This window comes from Pseudoalteromonas shioyasakiensis, from assembly GCA_013391845.1.
GTDB classification, from domain to species: Bacteria; Pseudomonadota; Gammaproteobacteria; order Enterobacterales; family Alteromonadaceae; genus Pseudoalteromonas; species Pseudoalteromonas apostichopi.
The window spans coordinates 3,213,364-3,227,179 of the sequence record CP058414.1; the positions used below are offsets into that span (position 1 = coordinate 3,213,364).

Consider the following 13,816-nt stretch of genomic DNA (forward strand, 5'->3'; position numbering starts at 1 on the left):
TAGGCTTATTTTTCTGGTGGACGGTAGCCTTCTATTTCTACGTCTTTACCTTCAAATAAGAAACCTACCATTTGCTCTTCTAAAAAAGCACGGTGCTCTGGGTCCATCATGTTCAGATGCTTTTCGTTGATCAGCATTGTTTGCTTGTGTTGCCATTGGCCCCAAGCTTCTTTACTGATGTTGTTGAAAATCTTTTCACCAAGCTCACCTGGGTATAGTTGGAAGCCTAAGCCTTCAGCTTCTTTTTGTAACTTTTGACAAAATACTGTACGTGCCATAATTGCTCTCTACTCTTATTGCGTGATGCTATTGTAATCTATTGCGCTTAATTGTTTAACCAGCTTTTTCGTAGGCGCTGCAAGACCAACTTCAACTGACTCATCAAGCGGATACCAAACCAATTGACGCTCATTGATAAGATCAGGAATGTTCGGCAGTGTTAAAACATGCGGATTAATAGTCAGCTCAAAATGCGAAAATATATGGGTAAATGCTTCAAGTGCCTGCGTATCGTTAGATAAACCATGCTGGGCTAAAAATGTTTCCAGCTCAGTTAACTCGCTAAACTCAAAAAAGCCAAACAAACCACCCCATATCCCTGAACTTGGGCGTTTTTCCATGAGTACTTTATTATCACAGGCTAGAATAAGCTGATGACATGACTTTTTAGGCACTGCTTTTTTAGGCTTTGAATGTGGAAACTCTTTAACTTTACCTTCATTAAAAGCAAGGCATTTACTATTTAAAGGGCAAGGCTCACAGTCGAATTTACTCCGCGAACAAAGGCTTGCTCCTAAATCCATCATTGCCTGATTAAACTCAGTGACCGACTCTTTAGGCGTTAATTGCGATGATAATGACCAAAGTTGATTTTCGACCTTTTTCACTCCATACCAGCCTTCAACCATAAAAAAGCGTGCTAGTACTCGTTTAACATTGCCGTCGAGAATTGGATGATGTTGGCCAAGCGATAAAGACAAGATAGCCCCAGCAGTTGAACGTCCAATACCCGGCAAGTCCATCACCTCTTCAAGAGTTGTTGGAAATTTACCTTGGTATTTATCGCGGACTATTTTTGCCGTTTTATGCAAGTTGCGCGCACGGGCGTAATAGCCAAGCCCTGTCCAGTGGTGTAGCACCTGATCTTCATCCGCATTTGCAAGCGCAATGATGTCAGGAAAGCTTTGCATAAACTTTTCAAAGTAAGGAATAACAGTAACGACCTGAGTCTGCTGTAGCATAACCTCAGAAATCCATACTTTATAAGGGGTTTTATTTAACTGCCATGGCAGCGTTTTACGGCCGTGAAGGTGATACCAGTCAACCACTTGGTTTGCAAACCAAGTTGACTCCTTATTGCTTAAATTCAAAATAACGTCTTTACCTGCTGAAGCTCATTGCGGCCAAGTCTATTGCAGTTAGTTAGGCCAAGCAAGTCGAACAGCAGCAGCTTTACCTCAATGTCAAAATTAATCTCGCAAGATAAACAGGCCCTGACTATTGTACTCAAGGCGCTGGTCAGGGATAATACGCAACCTTTTTCTATAGTCAGTGTTTTTATCAGGCCAAATTTATGAATGATTCAAGCAACCCAAACCTCGAGCAAGCAAAGCAAGAGGGTAAATATATCCGCACGATTCGTAGTTTCGTTAAGCGCGAAGGTCGCCTAACAAAAGGCCAAGCCGCCGCCATCGAAAAGTGTTGGCCAACGATGGGCCTTGAGCACAAAAATGGCATGCTAAACCTAGCTGAAGTGTTTGGTAACGATAACGATGTCGTACTAGAAATCGGCTTTGGCATGGGCAAATCGCTAGTTGAAATGGCTAAAAACGCACCTGAGCTTAACTTCATTGGTATTGAAGTTCACCGCCCGGGTGTGGGTGCCTGTTTAATGGATGCGGACGAAGCTGGTATAACAAACTTACGTGTATTCGAACACGATGCGGTTGAAGTGCTTGCTGATTGTATTGCTGATGAAAGCTTATCTAAGCTGCAATTATTCTTCCCTGATCCATGGCATAAAAAACGTCACCATAAGCGTCGTATTGTACAACCTGAGTTTGCGCAAAAATTACGTAGCAAGTTAAAAATTGGTGGTGTTTTCCATATGGCGACTGACTGGGAAAACTATGCTGAACATATGCTTGAAGTAATGCAAGTTGCTGAAGGTTACAAAAACCAGTCAGAAACTAACGATTATGTTCCTCGCCCAGACTCACGCCCACTGACAAAGTTTGAACAACGTGGTCACCGCTTAGGTCACGGCGTATGGGATCTAATGTTTGAGCGTACTAAGTAATAGAAGGTAAAAGCAACATGAGTAAGTTAACCAATCCAAGTTTATTATTGCTTCGAAATGAAGACGAACTTATTGGAAAATCGATTTTAGTGGTTAACTTTGAGCAAGATGGCTTTTTACACGAACTTAAAACACTCAATCCTGACTCAGTAATTACCGCGTTCAGCTATAACCACGCAAATTTCATGTATGCCAGCAAAATTGCCGGCGTACATGCTGTGGTTGATCACACTATTCCACATGGTAACTACGATTTAGTTATCTACTATTACCCTAAAGCTAAGCCAGAAGCACAAATGTGCCTTGATAACATCCGTGCTGTTTGTCATCAAGATGTACAACTTTTTGTGGTAGGTGAAAATAAAAGCGGTGTTAAATCAGCAGAGAAACAGCTAAAAGACCACTGTAATTTTAGTAACAAAATCGATAGTGCTAAGCACTGTATTTTGTATTTATTCTCTGAGCTTACGCTAAACGATAGCTTTAATATCAGCCGTTACCATAAGCAATTTCAGGTAAAAGCGGGCGAAGTCGAATTTACTGCGATCAGTGTGCCAGGGGTATTTAACCATGGTGCTCTTGATGTTGGTACTGCGGTACTTTTAAATAATGCGCCAAGTATTAGCAAGGGCAAAGTACTCGACTTTGCTTGCGGCGCCGGCATTATTGCGACTTACTTAGGTTTAAAGCAGCCTGAGCTTGAATTTGTTTGTAGCGATGTAAGTGCATTAGCAACTTATGCCACTGAGCAAACACTGGCGTTAAATCACCTTAAAGGCCAAACGGTATTGAGTGATGGCTTGGCAAATATTAATGGTAAGTTTGACTTAATCATCAGTAACCCGCCTTTCCATACCGGTATTGCTACAGACTACACCATTGCCGAAGCATTTCTTAGCTCAGCTAAGCAGCACTTAAGTAAACAAGGTCAGTTGACCATAGTTGCAAACAGCTTCTTAAAATACCCACCTATTTTAGAAGCGCAATTTGGCCAATACAGTACCGATTTCAAGAATACTAAATTTGCAGTTTACTCAGCTAAATAAAAGTTGAGTAAATAGCTTATTCGTAGTAAAAATATTTTTTAAAATATTTAGTTACTTTCAATTGTCTTTGCTAGACTAAACTCTTACTAATAACAAAAATTCTGGCCTTCAAAAGCGCATGCCGACATTTTCGACACAAACAAGTATTCGTAAAGCGTTGACCAATGCGGTAATGCTAGTTACTGCGTTATGTTTGTCTTTGTCTATTTCTATTTCGACTTACTTAGATGTCAAAGAACAAAAAGCACTGATTGTCGATAAAATCTCTATTCTATCGAAAATAATCGCCTACAATGCACAAATCACCGTATTGTTTGATGATAACGAAACAGAATCTGAGCGCTTAAAATCATTTGAGTCTGTGCCGCTCATTAAAAACATCCACATCTACTCAATCGATGAATTATCAAACGAACCAGTGTTTTTTAGTAGTTTTAATGCCAACCGAACACCACCTGTACCCATTAAAGTCGGTAGCATCGATAATTTATTAGAACCGCGTTTTAAAGATGAAGATATAGAGCTAATAACACCTATCGTATACGAAGGCGACACCATTGGTTACGTGTACGTTCGCGGCGGCTTAGATAGGCTAAACCAGTACATTAATCGTAAGATTATCATCGATATTTTGCTCACCTTATTTGTTCTAGTTCTGGTGTACTTTGTTGCTCGACGTATTCAAAAACGCATTGCAAACCCTATTGATGAGCTGAGTAACCTGCTGCAAGATGTATCGAAAAATCATAACTATGAAACTCGTGCCAAAAAAACCAATATTGATGAAATAAATCAACTTGCTGGCAGCTTAAACATCATGCTCGCGCGCACTAAAAAGCAAATTGAGCGCCACGAAAAAGACAAACAAGAGATTAAACAACTAAACCAAAGCCTTGAAGAAAAAGTAAACCAGCGCACAATCGCATTACGTGAGGCTAACCAAGAGCTACTCAACACCCTTGAGCGAATGCATCAATACCAAAACCAAATCGTCGAAAACGAAAAAATGGCGTCACTAGGCCAAATGGTTGCTGGCGTTGCCCATGAGGTAAATACACCTATTGGCTTGGGCATTACAGGCTCTACTCTACTCCGTGATAAACTCGCTGAAATTAATGCCCTATTTGAACAAAAAACTCTAACTTCAGCACACTTAAAACGCTTTATTAATGACGGCATTGAAAACTTAGACCTCATCTATCGCAACCTAAATCGCGCTGCTGAACTAGTTTCTAGCTTTAAGAAAGTTGCCGTTAATCAAGATGTCGAAGTCACCACCAAAATAAACTTAAATAATTTATTGAGCGATGTAGTGATGTCGATGCGCTCTGAAATTCAATACCGTAATCCAAAAATCACGATTAACTGCAACAATGATGTTAGTATTGAAACCAAATCTGGACCGTTACAACAAGTGCTACAACAGCTGTTAAGTAACTCGGTGATACATGCATTTAGTGACGATCAAAATAACGAAATCACCTTTAACGTTGAGCGCAACGAAAGTAGCTTGAGCATTCATTACTTTGATAATGGCCATGGTGTAGAAAAATCGATTCGAAAACGTATTTTTGACCCATTTGTGACGACTAAACGTGGTGAAGGTGGTAGTGGTTTAGGCATGCACTTGGTGTATAACCTAGTGACTCAAGCACTCGGTGGTAGCATCGTATACGATGAACTAGTCCAAGAAGGTACACACTTTATAATTACCCTGCCGTTGCAAGAAGGTGCAGCGTAATGAGATTAGTGAGTTGTATCTTATTAACTTTGCTTGTTGTGTGCCCGGTATCTGCAAAATCACCTGACCAGGTAAAATCGGCATTTTTGTATCAAATTGCCAAGTTCACTAAGTTTAATGAGCAAATGGATCCTCCACCTATTTCATTCTGTTTTTATGACTTAGATAAAGGCCCTGGTGCGTTTCTTAAAGATAGAAATGAACTGCAAATTAACAAAAAGCCAATCAAAGTTATATTAGTGAAAAAAACCCAGCAAATTTCTGAACTTTCTCAAGTTTGTGATATCACATACATTGATGAAACATTAGAAAATGATATACTTCCACTTTGGACCGATACAATTTCATTGGATACTTTAACGATAGGTGAAAGTATCAGCTTTTTAGAAAATGGCGGTATAGCCTCTCTGGTTCAAGAAGGAAATAAAATCCGACTGTATATCAATAAGCAGCACGTATTGCAGCATAACTTTAAAGTGCAATCTCGATTGTTAGCTATGGCTAAGTTTTATCCAAATTGATTTTACTTGTTAACAATTGGATCTAATCCTATAATCTCTAGTATTCGGTTTTGCTTGATAATACCGAATTTTTGTAAATAAAATTTCCGAAAAGGTTAATATACAATGCAAACGCCAGTCATTCTGATCGTAGAGGATGAAGACGTAACTCGACTAAACCTCGTTAGTTTATTTGAAGCTGAAGGTTACAAAGTTATTGAAGCCATTGATGGCGATGATATGCATGACAAGCTTACAAATAATGATGATGTGAACCTTGTAGTTATGGACATCAACCTACCAGGTAAAAACGGGCTAATCTTAGCGCGTGAATTACGTCAAAAACGTAACGTTGGTTTAATTTTCTTAACAGGTCGTGACAACGACGTTGATCGCATTTTAGGTCTTGAAATTGGTGCTGATGATTACATCACTAAACCTTTCAACCCTCGCGAATTAACTATTCGTGCTCGTAACCTTATTTCACGCACAGCCCTTGGTGGCGAAGAAGCGAATATCGAAACAAATGGTGTTATCACATTTAACGGTTGGGAACTTGATGAAAACAGCCGTTGTTTAACATCACCAAGTGGCGATGCGAAGCGTTTACCTAAAGGTGAATACCGCGCGCTACGCTTAATGCTTGACTCACCGGGCCGTATTTTCAGCCGTGAGCAATTAATCAAGCACATGACTGGTCGTGAGCTTCGCGCTAATGACCGTACTGTAGACGTAACGATTCGTCGTATCAGAAAACACTTTGAAAGCGATAACAGCACTTCTGAGCTAATCAGCACCATCCATGGTGAAGGCTACCGCTTCATTGGTAAAATCGACAGCTAATTAGAATTAATCTTCTAACTGTTGCAAGAATAATTGGAGGGCTTCACGCCCTTCATTTATTTTAACTGCTAGTTCATCAAGCCACAGTTGTAACTCTTCACTACTTTCATCAAGCGCGCCGTGTTCCATCTTCTTAGCGTGTAACTGCACATCATTTAAGCCTACAGAACCAGCCGCACCTTTTAATTTGTGTGCCACCGATTTGTACTCTTCTCTATCATCTGCCGCTAAGGCATCTGCCAGCTCAGTTTGGTACTGAGGGTTTAACTTATTAAATAACTCACAGCTACGATTAAATATAACCAGCCCCATAGAGCCTACAAAGTCTTCGATGGTTTCTATGTCGAGTAACTCAATGCGAATACCTGATAAATCTTTTTCAGTCACGGCTTTGATTGGCTCAGGCTGACAGTTTTTTTGCTGTTTGATATCAAATAGCTCGCCGAGCATTTTATCAAGTTTAGTGGTGTTGATAGGCTTGGCAAGTGCTCCTTGAATATTGATGCCAGCAAGCTCTTCTTCGGCGCTACGTACGTTGGCAGTCAAGGCGACGATTGGCAGCTTATCAAAGTGTTCATCGTCACGAATTTGACGAGCTACTTCATCACCATTGATATCAGGTAATTGCATATCAAGCAGAACTAGATCTAAGTCATCTTCTGTATAGACAAACGACAGCGCATCTTCACCAGTTTCAGCCCAAATAACTTCGTGCCCTCGCTGCTCAAGTAAGTTAGTAGCTATTTCAGCATTTAACGGCACATCTTCCACTAAAAGAATGTTTAAGCTACGAACTGCATAACTTTGCTCTGTAGGCGCAATACATAACTGAAGCGGTATTTCGACTACAAAAACACTGCCCTCACCTTCTGTACTGCTGACATTAATTTCACCTTTCATCGCGCTAACGAGTGCTTTCGTTACCGCAAGGCCGATACCAGAGCCGATGGCATTAGTACCATTGATATCAGGTGCTTTATAGTACATGTCAAAAATACGGTGTAGTTGCTCTTGCGGAATACCCTGCCCTGTATCACTGACTCGCATAACTAACCACGGACCATCGGCACGATTCTCACGACGACATTCAAGTTCAACATGGCCTTGTTGAGTAAACTTAACCGCATTGTTGATAAGGTTCCAAACAACTTGGCGTAAACGAGTTGGGTCGAGCGATGCGTAAACATCCAGCGTACCTTTGCGCTTAATATTGAACTCTAGCCCTTTTTGTTCAGCAATCAGACCGGCAAAGTTCACTACATCATTAATAAAGTCGGCCACGTTGACTGAGTCGGCAACAATATCGAGCTGCTCACGGTCAATTTTATCTAAATCAATAATATCGTTAAAAATATTGCCAAGGGTTTCGGCACTCGAAAATACCGTGTTACACCAGCTACGTTGCTGTTTATCTAGTTCAGTATCAAGTAGCATGCGGGTTAAACCCACAATACCGTTAAGCGGCGTTCTTAACTCATGACTTAAAGTCGCAATGAACTTACCTTTATCTTTATAGGCTGCTTCAAGTGCTTGTGCTGCTTCTTTACGACTGGTGATATCACGTCCAAAAGCAAGTAAACCAATGTACTCACCTTTTTCATTAATAAAGGGTAACTTACGCATTTCAAACCAACGCTTTTCACCCCCTACTGGATATTCAACATCAAGAGTAAGAGCTTGGTGAGTTTGTGATACCTTTTTGTCGGTGCGCAGTACCTCAGGTAAATAATCACTTGGGTAGATTTCTTCAACACTTTTACCTATTAACTCATCGCTGCTTTTCCCTATCACTTGTTCGAACATTTTATTACAGCCAGCAAATACGCCGTTGTTGTCACGGTAATAAAACAAATCGGGAGACGAGTCGACAATAGAGCGCAATAACATACCTTGTTGCGCAAGCTCTTGTTGGGTTTTCTTACGCTCGGCAATCTCACGCCTGAGTTCTTCGATTGCTCTGTGTTTGGCATGAAACGCCATTTTACGCTCATCAATCTCTTCATTTAAGCGACTGATATTGTCTTTTAACGTTTGGTTGAGTAGTTTTTCTTGTTTGGTTGCGCTATCTAGATAGCTGTAAGAGGCTTCTAACTGACGAATTGAGTTAAGCAACACAGTAATTAAAATCGGCGATACCACCGCAGTGAAGAACATCACCGCCAAAACATCAACTAAAGTCACCGTACCGACTGCTACATAATAAAACATGCACGATAAGATCAGTGACATGACCAATAATAAGGCATAACAGGCGGCGGCAGTTTTAAACTCACCGTATTTAGAAATAAAGCTTGAGAGTGTGCGAGCCCACGGACTCAAAGAAGAATCAATCATATATTAAAGCTTAGGCACATAATCGAAAAAAAACAGCATAGCTGATTTTATCACTATTCCTTTAGAAATATTCATATTGTGCGATAAACATAGAATTTTTTCATCAACGCCGCTTTTTTATATTTTTTCATGTAAAATACCGCGCTTTAATAATTGCAAAGAATGAGTATTACCATGCAAACCACGATGCCAGATATTGCTGATACGGCTCCCGCCCTACAAACAGGTAAATTAGACTGGGTTGGCATGGGCGAAATTGAACTTCCTTTCATTTTTGAAACTCGCAATATTGCCCCTGTAAATGTAATTGCCAAGGCACGAGCTTTTGTAAACTTGCATAAAGAAGACGCGAAAGGCATTCACATGTCGCGTTTATTTTTAGCGTTAGACACTTTATCAACCGAGCAGCAAGTTAATCCACAAACACTTGCCCAAGCACTTGATGCCTTTATTAGTAGTCATGATGATTTAAGTGACCAAGCACAAATCGAATTTAAATTTGAGCTGCCTTTACGTCGTAGATCTTTATTAAGTGGCAAAGTGGGTTGGAAAAACTACCCTATTCACCTGATCGCGAAGATCAACCAAGGTGTTTTAAGCTTTGAGTTAATGGTTGATGTAACTTACTCGTCAACATGCCCATGTTCAGCAGCCCTTGCTCGTCAATTAATTCAAAATGCGTTTAGCGAAAAGTTTGCAGAGCAAAATGTTGATAAGCAAACTGTTTTAGAATGGCTAGGCACAACTGACGGAATTGTTGCTACACCACACTCACAGCGTTCAATTGCAAACGTGAAAGTAAAACTCGATAGTAACGTTGACAGTTTTGATGTGGTTGGCTTAATTGATGCGTTAGAAGCTGAGCTAAAAACACCTGTGCAAGCGGCAGTTAAACGTGAAGATGAGCAAGAATTTGCCCGCTTAAATGGTCAAAACTTAATGTTCTGCGAAGATGCTGCACGTAAAATTAAAGGCTTACTTGAACAGCATAACTACGCAGATTATTGGTTGCAAATCAATCACTACGAATCACTTCATGCCCATGACGCAGTAGCAATCGCAGTTAAAGGGATTGCAGGCGGATACACAGCTTAAAAATTTCGAGTACCTCCACACACTTAGGCACGCTAATTGCTTTTAATTTTCAGTGTCAATTTGTTGTTGTGGAGTTACCGTATGGAATTCGCTTTATTATCAATTTTAGTTTTAGTCGTAGTAGCCTCTGTTGTTGCGTCGAAGTTTACCGATGAAGGCGGAAACCCCTATCCTTTCACTCGTAAGCAAACTGTTTTTACGCAAGTTGAGAGTGCTTTTTTACATCTTCTTGAACGTGCTGTAGGCGATCAGTATAAAATCGTAAGCCGCGTTAAACTGATTGATTTAATCGACTGTAAACAAGGTTTATCGGTAAAAGCTAAACGCGCAGCGATGGCTAAAGCCAAAAACAAACAGTTAGATTATGTACTTATCGACAAAGATAAACTAACTATTGTTGCCGCTGTTGATTTGGTAAATAACACCAACCGCGACGGCCACAAAGCTCAACGTGATTGGTTTGTTAGCGGCGCATTAGAAGCTGCAGGCATTCCACATATTCGTATGAAGGTAAAATCAGGTTATCAACCAAGAGAAGTACGTGATGCAATCATGTTTAAGCTTGGTAAACCTGCAGCAGCACCAGTTAGGCCCGCACGCAACCGCGTAACTAAACCAGCCGTGTTGTCACCATCACAAGCAAAAGCACACTCAACGGCGCTCGCTGAAATCTAGCCTGTCATAATATTGGCAAAAGCAGACTTTAAAGTCTGCTTTTTTGTTTGTTTTAGCTGTTTTTAGGTATAATCATTCTATTCAATCTAAGGAATCAAATATTATGCACGTTGGTATTATTGGCGCGATGGAGCCAGAAGTAAAAATCTTACGCGAAGCGATGGCAAACCCAAGTATCATGACTAAAGCTGGTTTTACATTTTACACCGGTGAATTAGCGGGTAACACTGTTACTTTAGTTCAATCTGGCATTGGTAAAGTAGCTTCTGCAGTAGCAACAACACTACTAATCGATAACTTCAGCCCAGATTGTGTGATCAACACAGGTTCTGCAGGTGGTTTTGAACCGTCACTAAATGTAGGCGATGTGGTTATCTCTTCAGAAGTGCGCCATCACGATGTAGACGTTACTGCATTTGGTTACGAAATTGGCCAAGTACCACAAATGCCAGCAGGCTTTGCTGCTCACCCTAAACTGATTGAAGCGGCAGAGCAAAGCGTAAACCAAATCAGCGATGTTAAAACCATGATTGGCCTAATTTGTACCGGTGATTCATTTATGTGTGACCCAGTACGAATTGAAAAAACACGCGCTGAATTCCCAACGATGCTTGCTGTAGAAATGGAAGGTGCGGCAATTGCTCAAGCTTGCCACGTATTAGAAACACCATTTGTTGTGATTCGTTCAATGTCTGACATTGCTGGTAAAGAATCGCCGCAATCATTTGAAGAGTATATCGAAACTGCATCTATCAACTCTTCTAAAATGGTGGTTGCTCTACTTGAAAAACTGACGTCGGTGAGTTTATAAGGTGATTACAAATATTGTTCAAAACCATTTGGACATTATTGTATTTTTTGTAGCGCTCTTAGCTGAGCGCTTCTTTCCTTTGGTTAGTTGGTATCATCCAAACACCTTTTTAACCGTTATTTTCTCTGCACTCGGCGAGCGTTTATACAACCCAACGAACCCCAAAAGCTATCAGTATTTAGCCTCAACTTTGGCTTTTACACTCACTATTTTAGTGATAGTGACATTGATCGTGCTGTTTTTAGAGTTTGCTTTTTACCCTGAGTTATTAAATGGCTTAATTTTATATTTGTTACTCAGTAGCCGCGCTCAAGAGAAGAAATCTTTACGTATTGCCAGATTACTCAAGCTCAATCAAAAAGCGACAGCTAGAGAGCTACTAGCTAGCCTCGTTGCCCGTGATGTATCACGTTTATCAGATCCTGGAATTTGCAAAGCAACGATGGAGTCACTGGTGCTACAAAGTGCACGGCATTATTTTGCCGTTATTTTCTTTTATATACTTGGCGGCGCTATCCTTGCTTTGGTTTATCGCTTACTCACATTAATTCATCAAGCATGGCGAAAAAACCGCAAACCCGACAACCCGTTTTTGGCTCCCATTGCTAAGCTCCTGTTTGTATTGGAGTGGCTACCCACTCGATTAGTCGCATTAACGATTGCAGCAACCAATGCCAGCAAGCAATGTATTCATTATATAAAACACTATGGCAGACACTTTTATCAAACCAATACAGGGTGGCTGTTGAGTGTTACATCGGCTGCTTTGCAAGTGCAGTTAGGTGGCCCTGCCCTATACCAAGGTGAGCGCTTTAATAAAATGCGTGTTGGTACCGATCGCCTACCAAATGCTGATGATATTCCCGCATTAGTCAATCGTTTAAATCAAGCGAAAGCATTTTGGTTACTGCTTATAGTCGGGATTGAAGTAATTAGCCTATTCACAAACTAATCAAAATATAAGCACAAAAAACCAGCCGCAGCTGGTTTTTTTATACCTATTAGCTTTATTAAGCTAAGGTGATTTTAGCAAACTTACGCTTACCTACTTGGTAAATCTGTGTTGTACCTTTAGCAACTTCAAGCTTAGTATCCGTTACTTTTTCTTCACCATTAATCTTTACAGCGCCCTGCTTAATCATACGCATTGCTTCTGATGTACTTGCTACAAGGTTAGCTTCTTTTAATAAATTAGTGATGAACACAGTGTCTTCAGCAATCGTTACTGTTACTTCAGGGATCTCATCTGGTAATGCATTCTTTTGGAAACGCTTGATAAAATCTTGATGAGCGCCTTCAGCTGCTTCTTCACTGTGGAAGCGAGCAATCATTTCTTTCGCTAGCTCAATCTTGATGTCGCGTGGGTTCGCACCATCAGCAACACGCTGTTTAAGTGCAGCAATTTCTTCGATTGATAAGGCACTTAATAAGTCATAGTAACGCCACATTAGCTCATCGCTAATAGACATGACTTTACCAAACATATCGTTAGGCTCATCAGTAATACCAATATAGTTACCTAATGACTTAGACATTTTTTGAACGCCATCAGTACCTTCAAGCAGTGGCATCATTAATACTGTTTGTGGCTTCTGACCTTCATCTTTTTGTAATTCACGACCCATTAATAGGTTAAAACGTTGGTCTGTACCGCCAAGCTCTACATCAGCTTCTAATGCAACAGAATCCCAACCTTGTACCAGTGGATATAAAAATTCGTGGATAGCAATTGATTGACCGCCGGCATAACGCTTTTTAAAGTCATCACGTTCTAGCATACGTGCTACTGTTTGACGCGCAGCCAATTTAATCATACCTGCAGCACCGAGGTTCTCCATCCAAGTAGAGTTGAACGCAACAGTAGTTTTAGCAGGGTCAAGTATCTTAAATACTTGCTCTTTATATGTTTCAGCGTTAGCTAGAACATCTTCACGAGTTAACGGTTTACGTGTTACGTTTTTACCCGTTGGATCGCCAATCATACCGGTGAAATCACCGATTAAGAAAATTACTTCATGACCTAGATCTTGGAAGGTTTTCATTTTGTTGATAAGAACTGTATGACCTAAATGCAGATCAGGCGCAGTTGGATCGAAACCCGCTTTGATCTTAAGTTTCTTACCAGACTTTAGCTTTTCAACTAATTCGTCTTCAATTAATATCTCTTCTGCACCGCGTTTTATCTCAGCTAGAGCGGTTTGTAAATCCACTGTGTATTACTCCAAAAATTCAGCTACCGGGGCGTGGTGGCCTGTCAGGGTTATAAATATAGAGCTAAAAACTTTAAAGTTTAGCTAGTTAGCACCAAAAAGCGACACTAGAAAAAAGCCTAACTTAAATAGTTTAAGAAACAGCCCTGAAGGCAGCGCGCATGATTGTTCTTTATACCGCGTTATTGCAATTTTATGAAGGTACTTTAGTTAACTAATCTAGATTTAGTTTAACCATAGGCATCTGCTGCAATTTCAACCA

At 40.4% G+C, this 13,816-nt stretch carries 13 protein-coding genes; 9 read left to right on the forward strand and 4 right to left on the reverse strand.

Features of this window, described 5'->3' with window-relative positions; genetic code table 11:
* Positions 1 to 5: 5 nt before the first annotated feature.
* Both HYD28_14695 and mutY read right to left on the reverse strand, forming a co-directional pair.
* A complete protein-coding gene (locus HYD28_14695; protein QLE10096.1) occupies positions 6 to 278 on the reverse strand; it encodes an oxidative damage protection protein in 273 nt (90 codons plus the stop codon).
* 15 nt (positions 279 to 293) lie between these two features.
* A complete protein-coding gene (gene mutY / locus HYD28_14700) occupies positions 294 to 1,373 on the reverse strand; it encodes an A/G-specific adenine glycosylase (protein QLE10572.1) in 1,080 nt (359 codons plus the stop codon).
* Between the two features lie 200 nt (positions 1,374 to 1,573).
* Between mutY and trmB the strand changes: the two genes are divergently transcribed.
* The 5 genes from trmB to arcA all read left to right on the forward strand — a co-directional run bounded on the left by trmB (position 1,574) and on the right by arcA (position 6,429).
* The gene (gene trmB / locus HYD28_14705) at positions 1,574 to 2,299 is read left to right on the forward strand and encodes a tRNA (guanosine(46)-N7)-methyltransferase TrmB (GenBank protein QLE10097.1); all 726 of its coding nucleotides are present in this window, start codon (positions 1,574 to 1,576) and stop codon (positions 2,297 to 2,299) included.
* A gap of 17 nt (positions 2,300 to 2,316) precedes the next feature.
* Entirely contained in the window at positions 2,317 to 3,345 is a 1,029-nt protein-coding gene (gene rsmC / locus HYD28_14710) for a 16S rRNA (guanine(1207)-N(2))-methyltransferase RsmC (protein ID QLE10098.1), read from the forward strand.
* 118 nt (positions 3,346 to 3,463) lie between these two features.
* Complete coding sequence (locus HYD28_14715; GenBank protein QLE10099.1) at positions 3,464 to 5,086, forward strand: HAMP domain-containing protein; 1,623 nt, start codon at positions 3,464 to 3,466, stop codon at positions 5,084 to 5,086.
* Positions 5,086 to 5,607 carry a YfiR family protein gene (locus HYD28_14720; GenBank protein QLE10100.1) on the forward strand — a complete coding sequence of 174 codons (522 nt, stop codon included), beginning with the start codon at positions 5,086 to 5,088 and terminating at the stop codon, positions 5,605 to 5,607. The genes HYD28_14715 and HYD28_14720 overlap by 1 nt, the downstream gene beginning before the upstream one ends.
* Positions 5,608 to 5,712: 105 nt before the next feature.
* Entirely contained in the window at positions 5,713 to 6,429 is a 717-nt protein-coding gene (arcA, locus tag HYD28_14725; protein ID QLE10101.1) for a two-component system response regulator ArcA, read from the forward strand.
* 6 nt (positions 6,430 to 6,435) lie between these two features.
* Here arcA and arcB read toward each other — a convergent pair whose 3' ends face one another.
* Positions 6,436 to 8,763, reverse strand: coding sequence for an aerobic respiration two-component sensor histidine kinase ArcB (gene arcB / locus HYD28_14730; GenBank protein QLE10102.1), 2,328 nt, complete (start codon positions 8,761 to 8,763; stop codon positions 6,436 to 6,438).
* A 174-nt stretch (positions 8,764 to 8,937) separates the two neighbouring features.
* Here arcB and HYD28_14735 point away from each other — a divergent pair, with 174 nt between their 5' ends.
* The 4 genes from HYD28_14735 (at position 8,938) to ampE (ending at position 12,296) form a co-directional block, all read left to right on the forward strand.
* On the forward strand, positions 8,938 to 9,858 hold the full coding sequence (locus HYD28_14735; protein ID QLE10103.1) for a GTP cyclohydrolase I FolE2: 921 nt from the start codon (positions 8,938 to 8,940) through the stop codon (positions 9,856 to 9,858).
* 81 nt (positions 9,859 to 9,939) lie between these two features.
* Complete coding sequence (locus HYD28_14740) at positions 9,940 to 10,533, forward strand: DUF2726 domain-containing protein (GenBank protein QLE10104.1); 594 nt, start codon at positions 9,940 to 9,942, stop codon at positions 10,531 to 10,533.
* A gap of 103 nt (positions 10,534 to 10,636) precedes the next feature.
* A complete protein-coding gene (gene mtnN / locus HYD28_14745; protein ID QLE10105.1) occupies positions 10,637 to 11,344 on the forward strand; it encodes a 5'-methylthioadenosine/S-adenosylhomocysteine nucleosidase in 708 nt (235 codons plus the stop codon).
* Between the two features lies 1 nt (position 11,345).
* Positions 11,346 to 12,296, forward strand: coding sequence for a regulatory signaling modulator protein AmpE (gene ampE / locus HYD28_14750; GenBank protein ID QLE10106.1), 951 nt, complete (start codon positions 11,346 to 11,348; stop codon positions 12,294 to 12,296).
* Between the two features lie 58 nt (positions 12,297 to 12,354).
* Here ampE and HYD28_14755 read toward each other — a convergent pair whose 3' ends face one another.
* Complete coding sequence (locus HYD28_14755; GenBank protein QLE10107.1) at positions 12,355 to 13,554, reverse strand: tyrosine--tRNA ligase; 1,200 nt, start codon at positions 13,552 to 13,554, stop codon at positions 12,355 to 12,357.
* Between the last annotated feature and the right edge of the window lie 262 nt (positions 13,555 to 13,816).